The organism is Candidatus Planktophila sulfonica (assembly GCF_002288065.1).
Classification (GTDB): Bacteria; Actinomycetota; Actinomycetes; order Nanopelagicales; family Nanopelagicaceae; genus Planktophila; species Planktophila sulfonica.
This window is the reverse complement of sequence record NZ_CP016773.1, coordinates 1,247,387-1,272,648: the sequence shown is the minus strand read 5'-3', so window position 1 is coordinate 1,272,648 and position 25,262 is coordinate 1,247,387. Positions and strand designations below refer to the sequence as shown.

The following is a 25,262-nucleotide window of genomic DNA, read 5'->3' as shown; positions in this document are numbered from 1 at the left end:
CGCCATGTCACGCACAAATGCAGGCAAGTTAGTACTCGATGCCAAGAGCACAGGATCAGCAGTTGGTGCGTTTAACGTCATCTTGCTCGAACATGCTGAAGCACTCGTTGCTGGTGCGGAATTAGCAAAGCATCCTGTCATTTTGCAGATCAGTGAGAACTGCGTCAGCTATCACAAAGCACTCAAGCCGATCTCTGTTGCAACGATTGCGATTGCAGAGTCTTCATCTGTGCCGGTTTCGGTTCACCTAGACCATGCAGAAAGTGAAGATCTGGTTAAAGAGGCTCTTGATCTTGGATATGACTCAGTGATGTTCGATGGTTCAAAGCTTTCTTATGCTGACAATGTGGCAGCAAGTGCGCGCATGGCGGCGCTCTGCAAGAGTTACGGTGCAACCCTCGAGGTCGAAATCGGTGAAGTCGGTGGCAAAGATGGCGTTCACGCCCCAGGAGTTCGCACCAATCCACTAGAGGCAAAGGCCTTCGCAGAGGCTACTGGTGCTGATTTATTGGCCGTGGCCGTTGGTTCTTCCCATGCCATGACAACCCGCGATGCCACTTTAGATTTCGATCTCATCTCTGAAATCGCTCGTACCGTCGCTGTGCCATTGGTTCTTCATGGTTCATCTGGTGTGAACGATCCTGATTTACAGAAGGCAGTAAAGGCAGGAATGAGCAAGATCAATATTGCTACCCACCTCAATAACGTCTTCACCCACGAAATCCGTGAAGCACTTGGCGCTAATCCAAAGCTAGTAGATCCTCGTAAGTACATCGCCCCAGGTCGCGATGCAGTTACCTCAGAAGTTGCTCGTCTTCTAGCGCTATTGAAGTAAATATGGATATTCGACTAGCTACAAAGGCAGATCAAGAACGCCTCTACGAAATCTGCGTTCTTACAGGAGACTCTGGAAAAGATGCAACGGGCATTTTTGAACAACCCGACTTACTAGGTGATATCTGGGTTGGTCCATACCTGCATCTATCGCCTGAACATTGCTTTGTTGTGCAGAACCAGACAGGCCAGGCCCTTGGTTATTGCATCGCAACTCTTGACACAACTTCTTTTGAAACGGTGGCTGGTGCTACATGGTGGCCCGAGAAGCAGTTGAGTTATACAAAACCAGATGAGGCTCAGAAAGAAAACTGGAGCCGAGATGAGCGTCTTACTCATCTGATTCACAATCCACTTCAATCACCTTCCGAATTTCTTGAAGATTTCCCATCCCATGCACATATCAACCTTGTTGCTGAGATGCAGGGCAAGGGCTGGGGAAAGAAATTGATGACAACGATGGAGGATTCTCTCCGAAGCGCTGGGTCAGTTGGGGTTCATCTCATTCTGAGCTCTAAGAATTTAGATGCGTTGGCTTTCTATCAGGCAATTGGATACCACGTGATCTTTGAACGCGATGGGCAAATCGGAGTTGCAAAGAAACTTTAGAAATCGTGTGCGACTTCTCCGGCAACTGCTGATTTCTCAAGTGCTTCCATCATGGAAGCGGTATCAAAACCTCGGTAGTAAGCACCTATGCCCAAGTGTGCGATTTTGGCTCGCTTTAGAGGGTCTAAATCGCGAATGGTGACACCCAGCGCGTCGAGTTTAGGCTTTCTTTTTTCGAAGTAGCTTTCAAAATCCTTGCCTTCACCCCAACAACGATACGCAAGTGCTGCGGCACGCGGCCACATCATGTACTCGGCATGCATCGGGGTTTGGATGTATTCGGTCCATAGTTGGAATTGAACTCCAGTGACTCCGGCTAGTGGCGTGAAAGCCAAGACATCATCAAGAGTTACGGGTCCACCAATTGCTAGCGGTTCATCTACAGAGACTTCTTGCGCATAATCAAAGTACGTTGGAAATACAGGCCCTTGAATTACTTCGCGATTATGGTCGAGTGCAATTTGAGCAATCGCAGCTCCACGCCATGACATAACCGTTGCATGGGTTGCCTGCTCGGGATCAAAAGCGAATGCATCATCCCAAGTAATCATCTTCTTGCCCAAGGCCGAAATTATCTTCTCTACTTCCTTCATGAAGAAGATGAAGAGCTCTTTAGTAGTGGCAAATCCATTTTCTTTCATAAAGGCAACAACTTCAGCATCTTGCAGCCAGTTATCGATCAGCGATTCATCTCCGCCGACATGGATATATTCAGATGGAAAGAGTTCGGCAACTTCTTCAAATACCTTGGTAAGGAATTCAAAAGTTTCTGGAAATGGACGTAGCAAGTAATCCGAGATTCCCCATCGCCCGCTGACCTCAACGCTGTTCTTATTGATTCCGTATTGCGGATAAGCAGCTAAGAGCGCACCGGTATGTCCTGGGATATTGATTTCAGGAACAACCTGCATCCCAAGTGATTGTGCATGGCTAACAATGTCGCGGACATCAGCATGCGTCAGATAGCCAGAATGTTCTTTGCCATCATAAGTAGGCTCAAGTAGTCCGTGGTTATTTTGGCTTTGCTTACGCACTGAACCAACTTCATGAAGGCGTGGAAATACTGTGCTTTCGAGTCTCCACCCCTGGTCATCAGTCAGGTGCAGATGAAGGGTGTTGTAATCAAAGGCAGCCAGGGCCGAGATTGTCTTCTTGATAAAGGCCGCATCAAAGTAATGGCGAGAGATATCGAGCATCGCCCCGCGCCAGCGCATCATGAGGCGATTATGTCGCCCCTGCCTTATCGGCGGTAGGCTTCAGTACGTGCGATTTATCAACCAGCCGGTCTATGACCTCACTTATGACGATGTATTCATGGTTCCAAGTAGTTCGGAACTCACCAGCCGCATGGAAGTTGATCTCACTTCCAACGATGGCAGTGGAACAACAATCCCTCTAGTCGTTGCAAATATGACCGCGATTGCCGGTCGTCGCATGGCTGAAACCATGGCCCGCCGCGGTGGAATGGTTGTTATTCCTCAAGATATTCCAATCCCTGTTGTCGCTGACGTCATCGCATCCGTCAAAGCACGCCACACATTCTTTGAAACACCAATCACTCTGACTCTTAAAGAGACAGTTGCTGATGCCGCATCTCTCATCCATAAGCGCGCGCACGGAGCAATCGTCATTGTTGATGGCAAGAAGCCAGTGGGTATCGTTACTGAAGATGATTTAGCTGGCGTTGATCGCTTTACTCAGCTGAGCCAAGTAATGACGCAAGAGCTCACAACAATGCCTGACACTCTTGATCCACGCCAAGCTTTTGAATTCCTCAACGAGCGCCTTCGCAACGTTGCCCCAGTGGTTTCAGCGAACGGTGAACTCGTTGGAATTATCACCAAGGTAGGCGCACTTCGTGCGACTTTATATACACCTGCAGTTGATAAGCAGAACAAGCTTCGCATCGCGGCAGCAGTTGGTATCAATGGTGATGTAGCCGATAAGGCCGCAAAGTTAGTTGCTGCCGGGGCTGATGTGCTTGTTGTCGATACAGCACACGGACATCAGAGGAAGATGATTGAAGCTCTACAGCTTATTAAGAAGCTAAACCTGAACGTACCAATTGTTGCTGGAAACGTAGTGACTGCAGATGGCGTTCGTGATCTTGTTGCTGCAGGAGCCACAATTATTAAGGTTGGTGTTGGTCCTGGTGCAATGTGCACAACACGTATGCAGACCGGTGTTGGTCGCCCACAATTTTCGGCAGTTCTTGAATGTGCCGCAGAAGCAAAGAAGTTAGGTGCACACGTTTGGGCAGATGGCGGAGTTCGCCATCCGCGCGATGTCGCACTGGCACTTGCAGCAGGTGCTTCACAGGTAATGATTGGTTCTTGGTTTGCAGGAACTTATGAATCACCCGGCGATTTGATGCGAGATAGCTCAGGCCGTGCATATAAAGAATCATTCGGTATGGCGTCAAAGCGCGCAGTTAATGCACGTACTTCACAAGAAGATGCATTTGATCGTGCACGTAAGTCACTCTTTGAAGAAGGAATCTCTTCATCAAAGATGTTCCTTGATCCAAACCGTCCAGGGGTTGAAGATTTGATTGATGAAATTATTTCGGGACTTCGTTCATCATGTACATATGCAGGAGCACATAACCTTGCAGAGTTTGCAGATCGCGCAGTCGTAGGAATTCAATCTGCATCTGGTTATGCAGAGGGGCGCCCACTCAGCCAGTCATGGCGTGGATAAGCAGCGAATTACGCTGATTTAGGTCAGTTTTTCAGAGCGTTAAAAAGCCTGTAGTATTCGCATTCGCAATACACAATTCAATAAGCGTGCGTAGCTCAACGGATAGAGCATCTGACTACGGATCAGAAGGTTAGGGGTTCGAATCCCTTCGCGCGCACAAGTTAAGCTCTCGGTGCCTTTCACACCGGGGGCTTTTCTTTTTGCCTATCCACGCTCGACTCAGCGAGAAAAAGAGGCTGAGTCCACGGATTGCTACCACAATTCGTCTAGCGCACCTCTCAATTCTCAGGCAGAATCTTGCAATGAGAAGAGTCCGCACCGTAGGTCTTGTTTTGACCTTGGCCCTATCGCTTTCGGCCTGTGGTGAAAGTTCCCAGTTATATCCGGCATCAAAAGAGGATGGCGTCTTCTTCTCGGTTCCAAAAAACTGGAAGGGTCTTAGTTTTGCAGCGTTGAGTAAGTTCGAGAAGAAATCAGCCGAGAATCCTGAAGAATCTCGTGAATCTTTAGTTAAATGGCAAGTGGCTTACTCAACTGATACCAAGGTTAAGGTTTCCTCAGTATTTACTCTTAAACCTCCATCATCACCGTTGATCTTCGCCAGAGTTCGTGATTTAACTGCGGAAGAAACTAATGATTTCTCTTACAACTCGCTTCGCAATGTGATTGTTCCTGTAACGCAGCTCGCTGATGGCGCCGAGCTAGGCGTGCCTGATTTTGAAATTCTCTCCGATCGCGAAGTTGTTGAGAAAGGCGCTCGGGGAGTACAAACCATCTATCGGTTCTCGATTGATGGAGAGCAACAAACTTTTAACCAGACGGCTCTGATGTCCAATGACCGCACCACCATTTATATCCTCATTGGAAGGTGTCTATCAAAGTGCTACCAGAAGAATAAGAAAGCTATTGAAGAGATTGTCAGCACATTCACAGTTGAGGGAGCCAAATGAGCGAGATACAAAAAGTAACGAGCCGTCCGCGCGATACTGACCGAAAGACTCGAATTCATCTCTCGTTCTACGACCGCGTTAAGTTCTTACTTCTCTTCGGTATTACTTACCTAGTTCTCACATGGTCAAGCCTTGCCGAAAATCCAATTCTTAGCGTTGAAGATGCACTTAATGAAACTGCACGCAGTAAGAGCTGGTTACTTGTCCTTGCAGCTATTGAAGTGGTTCGCCAGATTCACTTCCTTCTGGCTGAATTATTAGCTCCCTATCACGGTATTTGGAGTAAATACTTTGCATTTACCGATCGCCAAGTTCATCGACTCAGTGACTGGACTCGCTTTCGCCTCTCTCGCATAGTTAAGTGGTCACTGGTAGTTGCACTCTTAGCGGTAATTCTCGGAGCAATTTATGACGAACCTCCAATCAAAGCGCTCTTCTTAGCTCCTAAAGCATTTCTTTCTGCGCTGCCATTTCTTGGACAACTTCTCTTTGCAGTCTTCTTTGTCATCATTCAATTTGCAGCCATCTTCTGGTTCTTGAGCCGTGGTGGTGTTGATACTTACTTCCCTGATGACATTCGAACTCGCTTTAGCGATGTGTGGGGACAAGATCACGTTCTCAATCGCATCCGAGAAAATCTTCTCTTCCTAGAAACTCCAGAAGAGATTGAAAAACATGGAGGATATGTTCCAGGGGGAATTCTCTTGTGGGGTCCTCCGGGAACCGGCAAGACACTCATGGCTGAATCAATGGCGGGAGAAACTGGAAAGCCATTCGTGTTCGTAGATCCGGGTGCATTTACCAATATGTTCTTTGGTGTTGGCGTACTTAAGGTGAAGAGCCTTTTCCGCAAGCTTCGAAAGTTGGCTCTGCGTTATGGCGGAGTAGTTGTCTTCTTCGATGAAGCAGATTCACTAGGAAACCGCGGAATCGTTTCGCAAGGTGGACCTCAGCGAACTTCAACCATGGAGAAGTCAAAAATATTTGAGAGCCACTGTCATGGCGGCGCATATCTTTCTGAACCTGCAGTATCTGCACTAGCTCGGGACAAGTTTGTTATGGGTGGTGCTGCAGGCGGCGGAGGCGGCGGAATGGGAACGCTGCAAGCGCTCCTTACTGAACTTTCTGGGCTAAAGAAGCCTCGTGGTTTCTTCAACAGAGTTGTGCGTCGCACACTAGGAATGCGCCCAAAGAATCCTCCGAAGTATCGAATTCTTGTCGTGATGGCTACAAATATGCCCGAGGCTCTTGATGAAGCGCTACTACGTCCTGGTCGAATCGATCGCATGTATCGCGTTGGTTATCCAAGTAAGGCAGGTCGTATCCGCACTTACGAGGGTTACCTATCAAAGGTTTCGCACTCACTTACTGCCGAAGAAATCGACAAGATTGCAACAATTACTCCATATGCAACTGGAGCAACAATCAAAGACACCATCAATGAAGCTCTCATTATGGCTATCCGCAATGGACGTACTTCTATTGAGTGGTCAGATATCGTCAAAGCCAAGCAGCAGAAGGAGCTTGGACCATCTGAAGATGTTGAATACATTGAACGTGAGCGACATGCAGTTGCTGTTCATGAAGCATGCCATGCAGTCATGGCGCATCGCACTCGTCAACATATGTCTATTGATCTTGCAACCATTGAGAAAGGTTCTGATTACCTAGGCATGGTTGCAAGTATTCCGCCAGATGATCAATTCACCCGCTGGAAGAGTGAATACCAATCAGATATTTTGGTTTCACTTGCATCCCTTGCCGGCGAACGAATGTTCTTTGATGGCGATAACTCATCTGGTGTTTCAGGAGACCTCGAGAGTGCAACGACAATCGCATCTTTGATGGAAGGCCATTGGGGAATGGGTTCAACTATTTCCTCCCACGTAAGTAACCGTCGTTTTGAGATGGGTGCACCTGGTGGTGGCAAAGGTAAAGATGACACAGATAAGCAAATGCGTATGGCTCTTAGTGATCGCATTGAAGAGAACTTAGGAACGTTGTTGACTCAAGCGGAAGAAATCTTGCGCGAGAATCGCAATCAAGTACTGGCGTTGGCACATGCGCTTGAGACACATAAAACAATGTCAGGGGAGGATGTTGCCGCTGTTATTGATGGTGTGCAGGGCTCAATCGTCGATGGTCGTCCATACCTAGATGCCAATTTCTTAGCTGAAATTGAGAAATATCACAGCGCATCCGTAGTAGCTCATCGCGAACATAGAATCCCTGATGTGCATTTACCAGTGATTGGATAAGCAGGTATCGTTATCCAGTGAGCAAAATCTTCCTCTTTGTGGCTATTGATGTGCGCCCAGGTAAATACGATGAATTTGTCTCTGCCCTTTCCAAGCACATCTCAGTAATCCGTACTGAAGCTGGTTGCGAATTTATCGATATCTATCGCGATACCCAGAAAGAGAACGTTGTAAACGTCTGGGAAATCTGGAGCGATCGCCCATCATGGGATGCGCATATGGTCAATGAGAACAGCAAGGGCTGGCAGGCAGTTGCTAAGGATCTAGTTTTCGGCGAAACAATTACAGTTATGGATTCACTCTCATGAGCCAATTCACTCTCTCCATCGACTGTGGTGGGCTATTTATTAAGAGCTGTGTGCTTGATGAATCCGGAACCATGCACGCAGCGCCAACGCGAGTGCAAACTCCATATCCTCTTTCAACTGAGCGTTTTCTCGATACTGTGCAAGAGATCGCCACCTCTCTTCCAAAGGCTGCTCGCGTCACAGTTGGTCTGCCAGGAATGATTCGTAACGGTGTTGTCGTTGCTACGCCTCATTACATCAATGATGCCGGTCCGCACACACGCATGAACCAAGAACTAAAGGATCAGTGGTGGGGATTTGATGCCGAAGCTGCTGTTGCTGAACGTTTGGGCATGCCAGCAAAGGTATTAAACGATGCTGAAGTACATGGTGCTGGCGTCGTTACAGGTTCAGGTCTAGAAATCGTGTTGACTCTCGGAACAGGACTTGGATTCTCTGTCTTCCACGGTGGAAAGCTCTCTCCACACTTTGAAATGTCACATGCAACAGTTCGCCGAAACACTACATATGACACATGGATTGGCGATCGCGAACGCCACCGTATGGGAAATACATTCTGGTCACGTCGCGTGCGTTTGATGGTCTCTGAACTTCGCCCAGTATTTCTATGGGATCGCCTTTACATTGGTGGCGGAAATTCACACAGCATTCAGCAGCGCGACTTAAACCTGATGGGCGATGACGTCGTTATCGTTCCGAACTCTGCCGGAGTTGCTGGCGGAGTTCGTGCGTGGCAGCTTTAATTACGCGCGAATAGCTTTAGCAAAGTCGCGGAAATCTTCAACAAGTAGATCTATCTCTGTCTGGCCGTGTGCCAAAGAGATCAACCACTGCTCATCGAGTCCCGGAGGAGTGATGATTCCGCGGTTCAATGCGAAGAGCCAATGTGCTTCTGCAACACCGAAGTCAGTTGCCTTGTAATCGCGATAGTTGCGAACAGGTGTTGTTGACCATGTAACGCAGCCCTTGATTCCGAAACCGACTGTATGTGCTGGAAGTTGGTACTCATCAATGATGTCGCCGATGCGAGTAAGTGCCTGCAAGTTGAACTCTTCAGCAGTTGCAAGTGCTTCATCTGAACAGATGCGATCGATTGCGCGAACGCCTGCCATTGCAAGGGGATTACCGTTAAAGGTACCGAAGTGCGCCATCTTGCCGTTGGTAACGAAGTCCATGTACTTCTTCTTGCCGCCGAAAGCAGCAAGTGGAAGTCCGCCACCAATTGATTTTGCAAGAGTAATAAGGTCTGGCTTCACACCAAGGCGCATTGCTGCACCGTGTGCACCAGCTGTAAGACCTGTCTTTACTTCGTCAAAGATAAGAACGACGTTGTACTGATCGCAAAGTTCGCGAACACGCTCGAGGTAACCAGCATCTGGAAGAACGATGGCGAGGTTTTCTAGAACAGGTTCAACGATGAAACATGCAAGCTTCTTTGCATTCTTCTTAAACATCTTTTCTAGTGCAGGGATGTTGTTGTAAGGAACAACGTAGATATCTCCTGGAACCAAGTTTGGTTCAACATATGGAGTTGGCTTCTCAGCTTTGCCTGCTTTGTTTAGAGGTGGCTTTGCTGAGACAACAAAAGGATCGTAGCTACCGTGGTAACCGCCTTCGACTTTAAGGATGCCCATCTTCTCTGTGGCAGAACGAGCAACGCGAACGGCGTACATCGTTGATTCTGTTCCTGAGTTGGTGAAGCGAACCTGATCGATTCCGAAGCGCTGACAGATTCGCTCTGCAGCGTCGGTAGAAGTAGGTGAAGGAGTAACAAAGAGCATTCCCTGATTCAGAGATGCCTGAACTTCTTCAATAACAACTGGGTTGAGGTGGCCGGCGAGCATTGCGCCGAAGCCCATTGAGAGGTCAAGGAGCTGACGACCATCGACATCGGTCATGTATGCGCCCTTGGCGGAGACGATTGAAATTGGGTATGGATCCCAGTGCTGGAAGCTGGATGTCACGCCAAGTGGAAGCGAGTCGAAGGCGCGCTTGCTCTCGAGCTCTGAGCCTTTGGTGTTCTTCGTGAAGAGATCCCATTCGGCTGCAAGTACGGAAGCTACTTTTTCAGGCGAGATTGGAGTGGATGTTGTTGGTACGTAACGATGTGTTGCTTTGTGTTGCGATTGAATCGCTGTTTGTGTAGTCATTGTAAAGCTGTACGGCAAATGTTTCTGATTTAGAAACGGTTTGAGAAGTACTCTCCTTTGTTGTTGCGAATTAACGCATGCCAAGTATCTCCGAAGGCAAAAAAGTTTGCAACTAATAGCGATATTCCCGCGTGGTTTACGCATGAAAAATTGATAACCTTTGAGCCTTATGGAAAAACCAACGATTATTCTCGCAACCAGTAATGGTGTGGGAATGGGACATCTTGCGCGCGCTAGTGCAATAGCTCTTGCACTAAAGGAACATGCAAACCCAATTATCGTTTCTATGGCCGGTGGCATCGCAGAAATTCCTGAATACATGGGAATTCGTTGCGAATATATTCCTGGCCGCGATCGCATGTGGATGACTCGTGATAAGTGGGATGTCTATCTTCGCGATCGCTTACTTGCACTCGTTGATGAAACCGGCGCAAAGGTAATGACATTTGATGGAGTGGTTCCATACCCAGGTGTTATTGCTGCAAAGTTTTCTCATTCAAAATTAGCACTTGTATGGGTGCGTCGTGGTCTCTGGCAGAAGAAACCACAGCGCTTTGTTCTAGGTCTGCAATCACAGATGATGGATTACATTGTCGAACCTGGCGATTACGCCCGTGCCTACGATTTCGGTCCAACTGCAACACGTAAAGATGCGCGCCTGACTTCTTCTGTCTCGCTCTACCAAAAGCAGACCGCGCTTTCACGCGATGAAGCGCGCAAGGTTCTTGGCCTTGATTTAGACCGCCCAGCAGTTCTTGTTCAACTCGGAACTGGCGATAGCGATGTCAACGAAAAGATGACAGCAGCGCTTTCAGGTCTTATCGGTTGGAAAGATCTCCAGGTTATTCTGACTAAGCAACCTCTCGATAAAGATGGAAAATCCCTTGCGCCTGAAGGCCTTGATATTCGCGTAGTACGCCACTTCCCGCTTGCACGAGTGCTTCATGCCTTCGATGCTGGCGTATGTGCAACCGGATATAACGGAGTGCATGAACTTCTGCCTGCACTTGTACCAACTGTATTTGTCTCAAATATTCGCGGAACAGATGATCAAGAAGCTCGCGCCCAGTGGTGTCATGACATGGGATTTGCGCTACGTGCCAACCAAGCTGATCTTCGCGATATCACTTCGACAGTTAAGAAATTACAAGAGCCAGAAACACGTGAACGTTTGAGCAAGAAGTGCGCAGAACTACCAGACCCAACAGGTGGCGCAGAAATTGCAAAGATTCTCTACGACTTAGCCATGCAAGAAGAACCAGTACGCCCTTCATGGCTGCGATACCAACAACTTCAGCTACAAGTACATATCAATCGCGGACTTCGCCATATTGCCTGGATCGGCTTACGCCGATTGGGTCTTATTTATAGATTCCTTCATCCTCATCTTGTTGTGCAGAAGATTAAGGAAGAAAATCCAATCTGGGGTTCACAGAACACAGCGAAAGAGCTGCACCCACTCATTAAGGGTGATCAACGCTTCGAGCACCTCATAACTGGCGCATCTGATGCATATATCAAGCGACGCAAAGAGATCGCAGATGAAGCATATGGAACGAAGATTGAAGTAATTAATATTAAGAAGCAGTAATTTCAAAGTGCGTCTTAACGCGTAAAGGTTTAAGGTCAGCGAATGAAAGCAGAGACCTCAGTCCCAGTTCACGAAATCATTGCGACTCGTCGCAGCCCTCGTTCATTTGATGAATCGGCAACAATCAATAACGATGACCTAACTGCGATTCTCGAAGCTGCTCGCTGGGCGCCATCAGCATTTAATGGCCAGCCTTGGCGCTTCTTTGTTGGCAAGCGCGGCGATGAAGTATTTGCTCAGATTCTCACTTCACTTGGCGATTTCAATAAGAGCTGGGCTAAGAACGCTTCCGCATTAATTCTGGTCGCAGGCAAGACAACGAAGAACGATGGCTCTATTCATGCTGATTACCAATTCGATTGTGGCTTGGCTGTGTCACAACTCGTTGTCGAAACTCACCATCGCGGACTTATTGCTCACCAGATGACAGGCTTCGATAAGGCAATTGCGCAAGAAGAACTTTCCATCGCACCAGAGCTAATCCCCGTTGTAGTTATTGCTGTGGGCACACAAGATGCGCCCGAGAAGTTAAGCGGTCCACTGCTTGAACGCGAACTCGCACCACGTCAGCGTCTGCCTCTTAACGAGATTGTCGTAAAAGGACTGCCTGCTTAGAAGCGCGAACGAATCTCCCAGAGATCCCTAAAGACTGGGTTGAAGAGAGTGCTCGCCAAATACTCAACACCGCTTGATCCGCCCGTGCCCATCTTGTGGCCAATTGTGCGCTCAACCATCTTTACGTGGCGATAGCGCCATTCCTGAATACCTTCATCAATATCTACCAAGCGCTCAGAGACCATCGCACTCTCTGGATCACTTTGGTGAACTGTAAGCAGAACATCTTGTACCGCTGGATTTGAAATGTAGGCGATTGATTTATCGCGGCCAGTTACATCAGCTGGCAGCGAATAGCCACGTTTTGTTAGGTAATCCAAAAAAGAATCCCAAATGGAGTTATGAGAAGTAATTTCTGCAATCTCTGCCTGCATATCTGGCGGCAAGTGGCCAGCCATGCGACTATCGCGACGACCAAGAATCGCTTCAACTTTTCTAAATTGCGAAGATTGAAAACCACTTGATGATGACAAGTAACCCCGGAAAGCATTGAATTGCAGTGGCGTCATCGTCTCGAGAATATCTACCTGTGCCACACAGACTTTCATGATGGTGCGAATGCGTCCAAGAATTGAAAGGGCATAATGCGTATTGCCATCTTCTAATGCGCGCTGTGCTTGTTGGAACTCGTGAATCAGTTGCTTGAACCAGAGTTCGTAGGTCTGGTGGATGATGATGAAGAGCATCTCATCATGCTCAGGACCATCGGAAAGCGGCGTCTGTAACTTCAGTAAGTCATCTACTGCGAGATATGAAGTGTAGGTAAGGGCTGAATCGTAGTTTTCGCTCATGTAACTCGTGAATCCGATCCTTCAACCTTTTCATATTGACGAGTTTCAGTCAGATCGCGGATGCGCTGGAAACCATCCCAAACTTCAACGTAAGACGTTGGCAATGGAGCAATCGCTAAGCGGATCGCATTAGGCGTGCGGTAATCAGGAATTACGTTTGCAAATTTACGAAGTGCTACACAGATCTTTGCGGCATCGGGATGCCCAATAGAGATGTGACCACCGCGTTCTTTTGGATTACGAGATGTAAGAAGTGTGTAGCCAAGAGGTGCAAGCCATTCGTCGAAGAGATCGATCATCATTTGAGTACCAATTGCTGCCTTTGAGGCAATGACATCAATGCCAGCTTCTTCAATCATTTCGAAGGCTATTTGCACGCCACGAATACCAATAATGGATGGGCTAGCAATCTGGAATCCACGGATACCTTCTGCCTTTTCAAAGTGAGGACCCATTCCAAATTGATCTTCATTTCCAAACCAACCCTGGATAGGAACTTGTAGTTCTTTCTGCACACGCTTATTTACATATAACCAAGCAGGAGAACCAGGACCGGCATTTCCATATTTATATGTACACCCAACGGCGAGATCGACACCGCATTCATCGAAGTTCATCTCGATTGCACCTGTCGCGTGGCTGGCATCCCAGACAACGTAGGCGCCATAAGAACGAGCTAAATCAGTGACTGATTGAATATCTGTTCGCGCACCTGAGCGATACTGAATGACTTCAAAAGTTACGAGAGCAACATCTTCTGACATGTACTTCTCAAGAAGTTCTGCAGTGATGCGTTCGTTCTCTGCAATCGCTGGATCTTCGTTATCAATGATGACGAGATTGAGGCCAAGTTGCTTTGCGATTCCATCGAGGATGTATCGATCGGTAGGAAAGTTTGCCGCATCGGTAATGATTGTCTTGCGGCCAGGGCGCGCATTAATTGCTGCAAGGCAGAGCTGATAGAAGTTAACCGATGTTGTATCGCAGACAAGTACTTGACCCGCTGCTGCGCCAAGTGAGGCACGACCCAAGAGATCGCCGGCTACCTGAGCCTCATCAATCCAGTGGCTCCAACCGGTAACGACCTCATTGCCCCATTCGTGGGATACAAAGTCGCTGACCGCCTTAACGGTTGCATGGGGGAGGCGACCGAGTGAATTTCCATCGAGATAACAGAGATTGGGGTCGGTAATAACAAATTTGCTCCGATACGAAGCAAGCGGATCGTTCTTATCGAGCTCTAACGCATATGCGCGGTCAGTGACCTTCATAGTTCAAAGGTACGCTCTCCTACCGTGGCGCGCAATGTAGTGAATATCGAAGAGGTCTCTAAAGCCTTTGATATTCGCCCACTTCTAGAGAAGGTATCCCTTGGAGTCTCTGAAGGCGATCGCATCGGAATTGTTGGTCGTAACGGCGCCGGAAAATCAACTTTAATGAAAATCATTGCAGGAGTTGAAGACCCTGATGAAGGCCGCGTCACAAAATCAAATTCAGCGCGAATCGGAATTCTTTCGCAGATTGATAGCGCTGCCCCTCAATCAACAGTGGGCGATGTAGTTCTTGGTAATCGCGAAAAACATGACTGGGCAAGTGATCCAAGAATTCGTGAAATCTTTACTGGGCTATTTGGCAGCTTCGATGACCACATCTTCGAGCGAACATTCGCATCTCTTTCAGGAGGCGAAAAGCGTCGCGTTGGTTTAGCAAAGTTGCTTATTGATGATTTGGATTTAATTCTGCTTGATGAACCAACCAACCACCTTGATGTGGAAGGCGTTGCCTGGTTAGCCGCACACCTGAAGAACCGCAGAGACCTAGCTGTTCTGGTTGTTACTCACGATCGTTGGTTCCTCGATGAAGTAACTGACCGCACCTGGGAAGTAGTCCTTGGAAAAGTTGAAGAGTATGACGGTGGATACTCAGCTTTCGTTTTGGCAAAGGCAGAACGCGCACGCCAAGCAAATGCCATGGATGCGCGTCGCAACAACTTGATCCGCAAAGAACTTGCCTGGCTTCGTCGCGGAGCTCCTGCGCGAACAACAAAGCCAAAGTTTCGCGTAGATGCCGCTAATGAATTGATTTCGACAGAACCAGCACCCCGTGACTCAACCGAGCTATTGAAATTCGCTCTTAACCGCCTTGGCAACACAGTCTTTGAACTTCATCACGCGCTGATTAAAGCTGGCGATAAAGAGCTGATTGATAATCTGACATGGAACATCGGTCCTGGAGACCGCATCGGAATCGTTGGAATCAACGGCGCAGGAAAGACAACGTTGATGCGCACTTTGGCTGGCCAGTTACAACCAGCTGCAGGAAAGCTAGTCACCGGAATAACAGTGAAAATAGCTTTCCTTACGCAGCATCTCGACGAGTTAGACCCAACATGGCGCCTACTTGAAGCAGTTGAAAAGGTCGCTACACATGTTGAGATCGGCAAAGGAAAGACGCTTTCTGCTTCACAACTCTGCGAACGACTTGGTTTTGATCGCGATGCACAGTGGACTCCCGTTGGAAATCTTTCAGGTGGTGAACGTCGTCGTCTGCAATTAACCCGCTTGCTGATGGATTCACCTAACGTGCTCTTGCTCGATGAACCAACGAACGATTTCGATATTGAAACGCTTACCGAACTCGAAGATCTACTCGACAGTTATGGCGGAGTTTTGATTGTGATTTCCCACGATAGATATTTCCTCGAAAGAGTCTGTGATCGTTTCTGGGGCTTGCTCGGCGATAAAGCGCTCCGCGATTTACCTCGAGGAGTTGATCAATACCTCGAACAGCGAGCAGCATCGATAAGCGCTTCTGCTTCCAGTGGAAGTAAGTCCTCGTCGACTTCAAGTGCGGCCGAACAACGCCAGTTGAAGAAAGACCTCACTCGCGTAGAGCGTCAAGTGGCAAAGGGCAAGGAACGTCTAGCTGAACTTTTGAAAGAGCAAGAGGCCGAAAGCTTCAACCCCGAAAGGTTGATTGAGATTGCTGCAGAGGTCGAAAAGGTACAGACCGAGCTCGCAATGCGAGAAGAAGAGTGGCTAGAGATAACTCTGGCCCTCGAAAGTTAATAGGATTTGAATATGTCGAAAAAGACGCAGCGCCTCGATGTTCTAGCAGCGCTCACTGCTGTGATGATCTCTTTTCAAGCGCGCGCAAATGGTGAGCTCTCACATCGCTTAGGCAATGGCATCGAAGCTGCGCTGGTCTCATTTGGTTCAGGTTTAGCCATTATCGCGATCGTCGCAATTTTTAGCTCTTCGATTAAAGAAGGCGTTCGAAATATTCGAACATCAGTAGTTCGCAAAGAGCTACCTGCCTGGACGCTTTTTGCCGGAATGCTGGGCGGCAGTTTTGTAGCGGTTCAAACCCATATCGTGCCTCTAATAGGCGTTGCCATTTACTCTGTGGCTTCAATCGCAGGCCAGACCGCAGCATCTCTTGTTGTGGATCGCATTGGCCTTACAGGTGGGGGAAAGAAGCACATCACTCCGCGACGTATTGCAGCTGCAGCCTTTACCGTCTTCGCTGTCTTTGTCTCTGTCTTTGATCGCCTTGATGCTCATGATGTATCAATCGTTGCAGTATTACTCGGTTGTCTAGCGGGTGCACTCGTTGGAGTTCAGCGTTCGCTTAATGGGAAGATTAATGAGCATTCACACCAAAGTTATGCAACTTCATTTCTCAATTTCACAATGGGAACAACGTTCTTAGTAATTTTCCTTGCTGCCACTTTAATTTTCGGTTCTAGCAAAGTCGTACCGCTTCCGGCAGGTCCATGGTGGATGTACACCGGCGGAGTGCTTGGGGTTATCTATATTGCGATGGCATCGATGATTGTTCAACACCTTGGCGTTTTAACTTTTACGCTCTTTAGCGTTGGTGGACAACTAGTTGGATCGCTGCTGATTGATATTTTTTCACCGACAGATGGAGTTCAGATTTCAATCTATCTTGTCGTTGGAATCGCTATGACTTACTTGGGCGTTATCGTTGGCGGCGTGAATAATTCACAATCGCGGAAACGATTGACGCAGTAATAAAGAAAGCGGCAATTCCGTAAGAAAAATTCTTTACCCAAGGAATTGAAGCTGCGTAATAACCAGCCAGAGTAATTCCAGCGCCCCACAAGATTGCACCGAGGGCATTTGCAGATAAGAACTTGTAGTAATTCATCTTTGAAGCACCTGCGATAGGTGGGACAAAGGTGCGAATCCAAGGGAAGAAGCGAGCTGCAACGACTGCCCACCATCCGGTCTGCTCGTAGAAGCGCTCAGAGTTAGCAATCATTTTCTGCACGTACGGCGACTTCCGTTTATCTAAATAAGGGCGTCCGATTACGCGGCCCAATACAAAGCCGATCTGGTCTCCAAAGAAGGCAGCAGCGAGAATGACAAAGACAAGGATGACGATATTGATATCGCCCTTGGTAGCAGCCACTAAACCAGCGCTAAATAGGACTGAATCACCAGGTAGGAAGAAACCAAAGAGAAGGCCGGTCTCAACAAAGACAATGGCGCCGATGATTACATAGAAGATAAATGGAGCAAGGGCTGTGAACTGCTCATCAAAGGACGCAGCAAGTTCAAGTGGAGAAAAATTCATCACACCGACTTTTTCACTGCAGCTGCGACCTGTGTGACCACGTTGGGATCAAAGACGCTTGGAACGATAAATGAAGTGTTGAGCTGTGAAGGGCTCACGCAATCTGCAATCGCTTCGGCTGCTGCAACGAGCAACTTATCTGTGATCTTGTGCGCTTGCGCATCAAGAAGACCACGGAAGATTCCAGGGAATGCCAAAACATTATTGATTTGGTTTGGATGATCGCTGCGACCTGTCGCAACAACTGCTGCATATTTACGCGCGATTGCTGGATCAATTTCAGGATCTGGATTGGCGAGTGCGAAGACAATTGAACCTTCAGCCATTGAGGCGACATCTGCCTCATTAAGGACGTTAGGTGCGCTGACACCGATGAAGATATCGGCTCCTGCCATGGCTTCGTGGATTGAACCCTTGAAGTTAGCTTTATTAGAGTTTTCGATGAACCAATCGCGCATTGAATCTTCAGATTGTGAATCTTTAGAGATCACGCCATCTTTATCGAAGGCGATGATGTTGGTTGCACCTGAAAGAACCAAGAGGCGTGCAATTGCAGTGCCAGCTGCACCTGCGCCGCTCATAATGATCTTTACCTGTGAAATATCTTTCTTCACAAGTTTCAGTGCATTACGAAGAGCTGCCGAGACAACAATTGCAGTTCCGTGCTGGTCATCGTGGAAAACAGGAATATCCAAAAGTTCGCGAAGGCGACGTTCGACTTCAAAGCAACGAGGTGCAGAGATATCTTCCAAGTTGATTCCGCCATAAACAGGAGCAATCAATTGCACGGTGCGGACAATTTCATCGACATCTTGTGTATCAAGACAGACAGGCCACGCATCAACATTGGCAAAGCGCTTAAAGAGGGCAGCTTTACCTTCCATCACAGGAAGCGCTGCTGCAGGGCCGATATTTCCTAAGCCCAGAACCGCTGATCCATCGGTAACCACAGCGACGGTATTGCGCTTCATGGTCAGGCGACGCACATCTGACGGGTCATCAACGATTGCCTGAGAAATACGAGCGACACCAGGTGTGTAAGCGCGCGATAAATCATCGCGAGTTTTTAATGGAACCTTTGAGTTAACTTCAATTTTGCCGCCTAGGTGAAGCAAGAAGGTGCGGTCACTTACCTTGCGAACAGTGAGACCTTGATGAGCTGAAAGAGCGTTATGGATCTCTTGTGCGTGATCGGCGTCGACGGTGTCACAGGTAACGTCAACCACGACCTTATCGAGAAGTGATTCAACAACGTCGAGCGCAGTAATTGTCGCTCCAGCATTGGTAATCGTCGTTGTAATGAGTGCTACTGGATGAAGTTCAGGCGCTCCTTCGACACGGATTGTGATTCCGTATCCGGGTGACGTTGATGCCATTTACACAACTCCGTAAAGACGATCGCCGGCATCGCCGAGTCCTGGAACGATGTAACCCTTTTCATTGAGTTTCTCATCGAGTGAACCAGTTACCAATGTAATTGGCACGCCTGAATCCTTAAATTGATCTTCTAGAACTTTGATTCCTTCAGGAGCAGCGAGAAGACAGATTGCGGTAATTTCATTTGCACCGCGTTCGATCAAGTAATCGATTGCCATGACAAGAGTTCCGCCGGTTGCAAGCATTGGATCGAGAATGAAACATTGGCGGCCTGATAGATCTTCAGGAAGGCGATTTGCATAAGTAGTCGCCTTCAAAGTTTCTTCATCGCGAACCATTCCAAGGAATCCAACTTGAGCAGTCGGAAGAAGTTTCACCATTCCTTCGAGCATTCCAAGTCCTGCACGCAAGATTGGAACAACAACTGGGCGAGGTTCTGCCATTTTGAGCCCAGTAGTTTCAGTTACGGGAGTTTTAATCTTTACAGTCTTGGTGCGAACTTCGCGAGTTGCTTCGTAAGCAAGGAGTGTCACGAGCTCTTCGACAAGAAGTCGAAACGTTGGAGAATCTGTTCTTTCGTCACGTAAAACTGTGAGTTTGTGAGAAATCAATGGGTGATTTGCAACGTGGACTTTCATGTCATCTACCTTACAGGGCTTTCTTTCCACTTCAATGAGTGCCAATATGGGAGATGTGTCAGAGCAAACCGAGGACTTCGCAATCGAGGCGTGGCATGAAGACGGCCGCTGGTCTATTGCGTCCTTGCCTGATCCTGATGACCTAACTCACATCGTTGACCGACTTAAGAAGCAGCAGACCAATGGTGGCGCAGTTGCACTGATTGCAATTGATGACGAATTCTTCCTTGCGATTCGAGTTCTCGGAACCCACGTTAAATTTTTTATTAGCGATGTTACGTGCGCAATCGATTATGAAGTTGCAGCAGAATTTCTTGAGCTTGCAGATATTGATCAACCTGAAGAAGAAGACGAACCACTTCCAGCCGGAGACCTAGATATTTTTTCCGACTTAGGTATGCACAGCATGGAGCTCTCAACGCTCTGCGATGATGCTGATCTCTTTCCTGACGAACAGATTGAAGCTATTGCAAATCGCTTAGGATTTGGTGACGCTTTAACTGAGCTATTGGAGTCCTAGAAATTTCCACTCATAACTCTGAAGAGCTGATGCAGCAAGCAATTGCCATCGCGAAATCAGCTTTTGCAACGGGTGATGTACCCGTCGGAGCAATAGTCATAAATAAGGATGGCGTTGTTATCGGCAAAGGTTTCAACGAGCGCGAAGCCAATAACGATCCAACTGCGCACGCTGAAGTAGTTGCAATTCGTAACGCGGCTGCGCGACTTCAGAATTCACGTCTTGATGGGTGCACGCTCATCGTGACACTCGAACCATGCGCCATGTGCGCAGGTGCAATTGCACAATCACGAATTTCTCATCTGGTCTTTGGTGCTTGGGATGAAAAGGCAGGCGCCGTAGGTTCTGTATGGGATGTTCTACGAGATCCTCGATCAATCTTTAAGGTTGAAGTAACCTCGGGAGTGCTCGAAAAAGAGTGCGCTGCTTTACTGAAAGAGTTCTTCTCAGATAAGTAGTTCGTACGATGGGTTCAAGATAGTTAACTGACCATCTTCTTCACCGACCATACCTTCAGCACGAAGCTCCATACCTACTTCAAGGCCCGCAATTTCACGGCGGCCAAGGAAGTTGAGAGTGATTCCACCTGTTTCATCCCACACTTCTACTTGAAGCATTGGCGCAGAACCACGTGGAGCAGTTGAAATCGAGGTAACTCGACCATGAACCTTTGAGCGCTTACGCCATTCGATCTTGCCGATTGGTGTCACATCTTCTGCGTAGTGAGTAATAGGTGCGAATACTTGTGGCGCAACCTGTGCCGGCTTTGCTTTTTCAGGAGCAAGCGCTGTCGCTGCAACTGGGCTCTCCTTGGAAACAATGAACTTCTTGCCTGAAGTAATGCGGTTCACGTCGAATGGAACGATGGTTGCAACCACACGTTCTAGCTGTGAAATCGGTGCTGCAATCTCTTCAGCTGTTTGATCGTGAAGCAAACGGCCTAAGACGCGTGAGTAAGAACGACGCGGAAGAAGAATTGTTAATTCGATATCGGGCTTCTCAGTCTTACGAATTGCGTAATCGAGTGCTGAGTTTGCAATACGGCGATCAGGGCAATCGATGAGATCGAGTTGCACATCTTCGAGAGCATCTGATTTTGCCCAAGCTTCTTGAATTTCTTCAGCGCGACGATCATCGATGACAAAGTGAACGGCCTTGATTTTATGTGGCTTCAAGCTCCGTGCGTAGCGAACTGCACCAACAGTTGCGATATCAACACTATCTACGAAGATGGTGACATCGTGACGAGCCATCGATGTTGCTCGCTCTTGTGATGTCTTCACTGAAAGCGCTTCTTGTTCACGTGAATACTGGCGGCGAAGTCGAAGGAATGAGACAACCATGATTGGCGCAGTAACAAGAACCAACCAAGCACCTTCGGTAAATTTAACAACCGAGAATATAATGACGATTGCGAGAGAGACAGAACCAGCGAATGCGTTGATGAAGACTTTGATACGCCATTGTGAAGGCTTGGTTCGCAAGTAGTAACGCGTCATTCCGAAGCCAGCAAGAGTGAATCCTGTAAATACACCGAGTGCGTAGAAAGCAACCAAGTGCTCAACAGAACCAGCAGTAATCGCAACGAGCACTGCTCCACCTACTGCGAGAAGAAGAATTCCGTTTGAGAAAGCTAGGCGGTGACCGCGCTTAGTTAGCTGACGTGGCAGGTAGCCATCGGTAGCAACGAAGTTAACGAGCAATGGGAATGCGCTGTAGGTGGTGTTTGCGCCAGCAAAAAGAATAAGCATTGTTGCGAGCTGAACCATGATGAACATAAAGGAACCGAATGCACCGGTTCCAACAGCAGCCTTTGCGATCTGTGAAATAACAGTTGGGACGCCTGATTCATATGGCATCGCATGAATATGGTGTGCGAAGTAAGAGACGCCAAGAACAAGAGTTCCAAGCAGCGTACTCATGACGACCAAGGTGCGCTTTGCATTTACATGCTCTGGAGTCTTAAAGAGAGCAACGCCATCTGATATTGCTTCCAAGCCCGTGAGAGAAGATCCACCGTTAGCGAATGCGCGCAAGAGAATAAAGATTGCAGCAAATGTAAGAAGACCCTGCTCTTGTCCAAGTGGCACAGCGCCAGGAAGATCTGTATCAAGAACTGGGAGAGTGCCATTGGCTAGGCGATAGAGACCCATTCCGAAGACGATAAACATGCAACCGACGAAGAAATAAGTAGGGAACGCAAATGCCTTTCCTGCTTCTTTAACGCCACGTAGATTTCCGTAGGTCAAAATAATGATCACGGCAAAAATCATCGGCATCTTGAAAGGTTCAAGAGTCGGGAATGTAGAAATAATTGCTGCAACACCTGCGGCAGATTGAATCGCCAAAGTAACGATGTAATCGAGCATCAATGCAACAGCTGCGATTTGGGCAACAACTGGCCCGAAGTTATCGCGCGAAACAATGTATGCGCCACCGGTCTTTGTATAGACCTCGATGACATTTCGGTAAGACAAAGTAATGAGAACAAGAATTGCTAATACAACTGCAGTCATCGGCATCAAGATTGCGAATGCGGCGAGACCGAATGCTGGCAAGAGTGCAATGAGAATCTGTTCAGAACCGTAAGCCGAAGATGAGATACAGTCAGATGAAAGAATTCCGAGCGCGTATCGCTTGCTGAGGCGTTGGTGTCCAAGTGAGTGGCGGTTCAATGCGCCGCCAAGGAAGAAGCGCTTTACCTTGTACGAGAACGGATCTTTCACATGTGCGTGATCCTGAAGTGCTACAGGCTGGGGTGCATCATCAGTCCAAGACTTAGCCACAACTACTCCCTTTGGCGTTGCAATTAATGCATCACGCCTACGCAGGTAACCATTTTAGGTGACCCATTGAATTCTCGTAAGTATGCTTATCTTATGCGCACACAGTTATATATAGATGGCCAATGGGTCGATGGAAGCGGGACTTTAGACGTTATCGATCCCAGCGATGGCTCAGTTATCGCCAAAGTTGCTACTTCTAGCGATGAACAGAACCTCGCAGCCGTTGATGCCGCTGACCGTGCCGCAGCCTCATGGGCAAAGACCGCTCCTCGCATTCGCAGTGAAATCTTGCGCAAAGCATTTGAAATGATGATTGCAGAAGCTGATTACTTAGCTGAACTCATCTCGAAGGAGAACGGTAAGGCGCTACCGGATGCAAAGGCTGAAGTTAATTACGCCGCAGAATTCTTCCGTTGGTTTGCTGAAGAGACTGTTCGCATCTCTGGTGATTTCCGTATGGCTCCATCAGGAGATAAGCGCATTCTCGTAACTCACCAACCTATTGGTGTCTCACTCCTTATTACTCCGTGGAACTTCCCTGCAGGTATGGCTACTCGCAAGATTGGTCCTGCAGTTGCAGCTGGTTGCACAATGATTTTAAAGCCAGCAGGTGAGACACCGCTGACTGCGCTCGCCATCGTCGACATCCTTGAACGATGCGGACTTCCAAAGGGAGTTCTCAACGTGATCCTTCCTGCACAGACAGGTCCTGCAATTAGCAAGGTGCTTCACGATTCACGAGTAAAGAACCTTTCATTCACTGGTTCAACATTTGTCGGGAAGATTCTTCTCAAAGAAGCTGCTGATCAAGTAATTCGTTGCTCAATGGAGCTCGGCGGAAATGCTCCATTTGTTGTTCTCGATGATGCAAATATCGAAGAAGCTGTTAAAGGTTTGATGATGGCAAAGATGCGCAATGGTGGGGCTGCATGCACCGCTGCAAACCGTATTTATGTTGCACGTTCTATCGGCGATAAGTTCATCGCAGAATTCTCAAAGGCGATGGCGGCACTGAAGATGGGCGTTGGCCGCGAAGCTGGAACACAACTTGGTGCAAGCGTTTCCATCAAGGAACGTAACAAGATTGCTGAACTCGTTGATGCATCGAAGGCAGGAGGCGCAAAGGTTCACCTCGGTGGAACAACTCCTGATGGCGCTGGCGCTTTCTATCCTGCAACAGTTCTTGAAGTTTCAAAAGATGACAAAATCCTTGCAAATGAAGTTTTCGGACCAGTTGCTCCTGTTGTTCTCTTCGATACAGATGAAGAAGCTCTCGCAATGGCTAATGACACCGAATTCGGGCTCATTAGTTATGTGTATTCAGAAGACCTAAAGCGTGCAATCCGTTTCGCTGAAGGAATTGAAGCTGGCATGGTTGGCATCAACCGCGGACTTCTCTCAGATCCTGCAGCGCCATTCGGTGGCGTCAAGCAATCTGGTCTTGGTCGCGAAGGTGGCTTCGATGGAGTTCACGAGTTCTTGCAGACTAAATACATCGGTGTAGAGATTTGAGCTAAAGCGTTCTCAATTTCGTGAGAATTTCCTTGTCCGCAGCTTTCCATTTCCTGATTAGCCCTAGGAATTTTCCTTTTCCATCGGAATAGTAATCTAAATCGTAAAAAGGGAATTTGCTGATGTTGATTCCTTTGACATCTTGAGGAATCTTTGCCTGGACTGGAAAATTGCCTATTGCATCAACTTCACACTGTGAAAAAAATTGCTTCAGCTTCTTGATATTCCTATTGAGAGACCGCCCCAACTCAATATTCCGAATTTCTTGTGAAAAATCAGCGCCACCAATCTTTCGGCATTCGAAGGAAACTCTGCTTTGATTTATTGAATAGAGAATTTCTGCATTTGCGATTTGTGTTGAAAGAGACCCGCGAGTTAAAAGCAAAAGCGCAGATTCTTTATAAAGTTCGGACTTTTCTGAGAGTAAATACTTATATAAAGCTTGTCTCTGCTCAGGGGTCAACCAGAGCCCAGTGGCTAGACACTCTTCAAAGTAACTCATGCCTCTATTTTGCCTTAATCTTGCAAGAAACAGGAAAGGGTTTTCCCGACTTTCCTTTCACTGGAAACTTTTGTCCACCTTCCAGGTAAGCGAACCCCTTCGCAACCCCATAATAATTCGCCTTCACGCCTCTCACGCAAGGCGCCGTTAATCTTTCAAATTCGACAGCATGGTCTAGAGGTTTGGCGGCTACAACAATCTCATTCGGGAATTGTGCAACTTTCTTAGGCAAACCTTCATTTGATTCGTATATTGTCGCCGTAATTTCGGTGTACTTCTGTGGACGGTTACATTCAGATGTGATTTTAAGCTTCACAACATCAAGTCCAAGATATTCAGCAGCATGGGTAGATTGATGGGGATTTTGAACCTTCAATTCACAATGCACATTTGGATCGGATGATGCAGCCATCCAAACATATTGAAGAACCATGAGACCAATAACAGCTACACCTGGAACTTTTGGAAGAATGCGAATCGGTTTAGGAATTGTGAGAGTCATGAAGTGAAGGTAGATAA

Annotated in this window: 24 protein-coding genes and 1 tRNA gene; 15 read left to right on the top strand and 10 right to left on the bottom strand. The window is 47.7% G+C overall.

The window, feature by feature from the left end; translation table 11 throughout:
• Positions 1–4: 4 nt before the first annotated feature.
• Positions 5–835, top strand: a complete 831-nt coding sequence (locus tag A1sIA56_RS06545) for a class II fructose-bisphosphate aldolase (RefSeq protein ID WP_095674087.1) — start codon at positions 5–7, stop codon at positions 833–835.
• Between the two features lie 2 nt (positions 836–837).
• Positions 838–1,443: a GNAT family N-acetyltransferase gene (locus A1sIA56_RS06540; RefSeq protein ID WP_095674086.1), complete on the top strand. Its 606-nt coding sequence runs from the start codon at positions 838–840 to the stop codon at positions 1,441–1,443.
• On the opposite strand, the gene A1sIA56_RS06535 is transcribed toward A1sIA56_RS06540, so the two are convergent.
• Positions 1,440–2,660, bottom strand: a complete 1,221-nt coding sequence (locus A1sIA56_RS06535) for a beta-N-acetylhexosaminidase (protein WP_095674085.1) — start codon at positions 2,658–2,660, stop codon at positions 1,440–1,442. The two genes, A1sIA56_RS06540 and A1sIA56_RS06535, sit on opposite strands and share 4 nt — an antisense overlap.
• Positions 2,661–2,706: 46 nt before the next feature.
• On the opposite strand from A1sIA56_RS06535, the gene A1sIA56_RS06530 reads away from it, so the two are divergent.
• From A1sIA56_RS06530 to A1sIA56_RS06505, 6 genes are all read left to right on the top strand, one after another.
• Complete coding sequence (locus A1sIA56_RS06530) at positions 2,707–4,143, top strand: GuaB1 family IMP dehydrogenase-related protein (protein ID WP_095674084.1); 1,437 nt, start codon at positions 2,707–2,709, stop codon at positions 4,141–4,143.
• A gap of 84 nt (positions 4,144–4,227) precedes the next feature.
• Positions 4,228–4,300, top strand: a tRNA-Arg gene (locus A1sIA56_RS06525).
• A 145-nt stretch (positions 4,301–4,445) separates the two neighbouring features.
• Positions 4,446–5,093 carry a hypothetical protein gene (locus A1sIA56_RS06520; RefSeq protein ID WP_150122000.1) on the top strand — a complete coding sequence of 216 codons (648 nt, stop codon included), beginning with the start codon at positions 4,446–4,448 and terminating at the stop codon, positions 5,091–5,093.
• Entirely contained in the window at positions 5,090–7,351 is a 2,262-nt protein-coding gene (locus A1sIA56_RS06515) for an AAA family ATPase (protein ID WP_095674082.1), read from the top strand. Before A1sIA56_RS06520 ends, A1sIA56_RS06515 begins: the two co-directional genes overlap by 4 nt.
• A gap of 17 nt (positions 7,352–7,368) precedes the next feature.
• Positions 7,369–7,659: a putative quinol monooxygenase gene (locus tag A1sIA56_RS06510; protein ID WP_095674081.1), complete on the top strand. Its 291-nt coding sequence runs from the start codon at positions 7,369–7,371 to the stop codon at positions 7,657–7,659.
• Complete coding sequence (locus tag A1sIA56_RS06505; protein WP_095674080.1) at positions 7,656–8,402, top strand: ROK family protein; 747 nt, start codon at positions 7,656–7,658, stop codon at positions 8,400–8,402. The genes A1sIA56_RS06510 and A1sIA56_RS06505 overlap by 4 nt, the downstream gene beginning before the upstream one ends.
• Here A1sIA56_RS06505 and A1sIA56_RS06500 read toward each other — a convergent pair whose 3' ends face one another.
• Positions 8,403–9,809: an aspartate aminotransferase family protein gene (locus A1sIA56_RS06500; protein WP_095674079.1), complete on the bottom strand. Its 1,407-nt coding sequence runs from the start codon at positions 9,807–9,809 to the stop codon at positions 8,403–8,405.
• A gap of 169 nt (positions 9,810–9,978) precedes the next feature.
• Between A1sIA56_RS06500 and A1sIA56_RS06495 the strand changes: the two genes are divergently transcribed.
• Positions 9,979–11,400 (top strand): glycosyltransferase family 28 protein, encoded by a 1,422-nt coding sequence (locus A1sIA56_RS06495; protein ID WP_095674078.1) that lies wholly within the window; start codon positions 9,979–9,981, stop codon positions 11,398–11,400.
• 42 nt (positions 11,401–11,442) lie between these two features.
• Positions 11,443–12,015: a nitroreductase family protein gene (locus A1sIA56_RS06490; RefSeq protein ID WP_095674077.1), complete on the top strand. Its 573-nt coding sequence runs from the start codon at positions 11,443–11,445 to the stop codon at positions 12,013–12,015.
• On the opposite strand, the gene A1sIA56_RS06485 is transcribed toward A1sIA56_RS06490, so the two are convergent.
• The gene (locus A1sIA56_RS06485) at positions 12,012–12,806 is read right to left on the bottom strand and encodes a tryptophan 2,3-dioxygenase (protein ID WP_095674076.1); all 795 of its coding nucleotides are present in this window, start codon (positions 12,804–12,806) and stop codon (positions 12,012–12,014) included. The genes A1sIA56_RS06490 and A1sIA56_RS06485 overlap by 4 nt on opposite strands.
• Entirely contained in the window at positions 12,803–14,077 is a 1,275-nt protein-coding gene (locus A1sIA56_RS06480) for a kynureninase (protein ID WP_095674075.1), read from the bottom strand. The genes A1sIA56_RS06485 and A1sIA56_RS06480 overlap by 4 nt, the downstream gene beginning before the upstream one ends.
• Before the next feature lie 24 nt (positions 14,078–14,101).
• Here A1sIA56_RS06480 and A1sIA56_RS06475 point away from each other — a divergent pair, with 24 nt between their 5' ends.
• Both A1sIA56_RS06475 and A1sIA56_RS06470 read left to right on the top strand, forming a co-directional pair.
• Positions 14,102–15,874 carry an ABC-F family ATP-binding cassette domain-containing protein gene (locus tag A1sIA56_RS06475; RefSeq protein WP_095674074.1) on the top strand — a complete coding sequence of 591 codons (1,773 nt, stop codon included), beginning with the start codon at positions 14,102–14,104 and terminating at the stop codon, positions 15,872–15,874.
• Between the two features lie 12 nt (positions 15,875–15,886).
• On the top strand, positions 15,887–16,843 hold the full coding sequence (locus A1sIA56_RS06470; protein WP_095674073.1) for a DMT family transporter: 957 nt from the start codon (positions 15,887–15,889) through the stop codon (positions 16,841–16,843).
• On the opposite strand, the gene A1sIA56_RS06465 is transcribed toward A1sIA56_RS06470, so the two are convergent.
• The 3 genes from A1sIA56_RS06465 to upp are packed head-to-tail and all read right to left on the bottom strand — an operon-like array spanning position 16,791 to position 19,423.
• Positions 16,791–17,408 carry a DedA family protein gene (locus tag A1sIA56_RS06465; RefSeq protein ID WP_095674072.1) on the bottom strand — a complete coding sequence of 206 codons (618 nt, stop codon included), beginning with the start codon at positions 17,406–17,408 and terminating at the stop codon, positions 16,791–16,793. The two genes, A1sIA56_RS06470 and A1sIA56_RS06465, sit on opposite strands and share 53 nt — an antisense overlap.
• Positions 17,408–18,784 (bottom strand): NAD-dependent malic enzyme, encoded by a 1,377-nt coding sequence (locus tag A1sIA56_RS06460; protein ID WP_095674071.1) that lies wholly within the window; start codon positions 18,782–18,784, stop codon positions 17,408–17,410. Before A1sIA56_RS06460 ends, A1sIA56_RS06465 begins: the two co-directional genes overlap by 1 nt.
• Positions 18,785–19,423: a uracil phosphoribosyltransferase gene (upp, locus tag A1sIA56_RS06455; protein WP_095674070.1), complete on the bottom strand. Its 639-nt coding sequence runs from the start codon at positions 19,421–19,423 to the stop codon at positions 18,785–18,787. It abuts the gene before it with no gap.
• Here upp and A1sIA56_RS06450 point away from each other — a divergent pair.
• Together A1sIA56_RS06450 and tadA are read left to right on the top strand one after the other, a co-directional pair.
• On the top strand, positions 19,422–19,943 hold the full coding sequence (locus A1sIA56_RS06450) for a tRNA adenosine deaminase-associated protein (RefSeq protein ID WP_095674069.1): 522 nt from the start codon (positions 19,422–19,424) through the stop codon (positions 19,941–19,943). The two genes, upp and A1sIA56_RS06450, sit on opposite strands and share 2 nt — an antisense overlap.
• A gap of 2 nt (positions 19,944–19,945) precedes the next feature.
• Positions 19,946–20,401 (top strand): tRNA adenosine(34) deaminase TadA, encoded by a 456-nt coding sequence (tadA, locus tag A1sIA56_RS06445; protein WP_223298486.1) that lies wholly within the window; start codon positions 19,946–19,948, stop codon positions 20,399–20,401.
• On the opposite strand, the gene A1sIA56_RS06440 is transcribed toward tadA, so the two are convergent.
• Entirely contained in the window at positions 20,390–22,729 is a 2,340-nt protein-coding gene (locus A1sIA56_RS06440) for an amino acid permease (RefSeq protein WP_095674067.1), read from the bottom strand. The genes tadA and A1sIA56_RS06440 overlap by 12 nt on opposite strands.
• A 93-nt stretch (positions 22,730–22,822) precedes the next feature.
• On the opposite strand from A1sIA56_RS06440, the gene A1sIA56_RS06435 reads away from it, so the two are divergent.
• A complete protein-coding gene (locus tag A1sIA56_RS06435; RefSeq protein ID WP_095674066.1) occupies positions 22,823–24,241 on the top strand; it encodes an NAD-dependent succinate-semialdehyde dehydrogenase in 1,419 nt (472 codons plus the stop codon).
• Position 24,242: 1 nt separating this feature from the next.
• On the opposite strand, the gene A1sIA56_RS06430 is transcribed toward A1sIA56_RS06435, so the two are convergent.
• Both A1sIA56_RS06430 and A1sIA56_RS06425 read right to left on the bottom strand, forming a co-directional pair.
• Positions 24,243–24,743, bottom strand: a complete 501-nt coding sequence (locus A1sIA56_RS06430; protein WP_095674065.1) for a hypothetical protein — start codon at positions 24,741–24,743, stop codon at positions 24,243–24,245.
• Between the two features lie 4 nt (positions 24,744–24,747).
• On the bottom strand, positions 24,748–25,245 hold the full coding sequence (locus tag A1sIA56_RS06425; protein ID WP_150121999.1) for a hypothetical protein: 498 nt from the start codon (positions 25,243–25,245) through the stop codon (positions 24,748–24,750).
• Between the last annotated feature and the right edge of the window lie 17 nt (positions 25,246–25,262).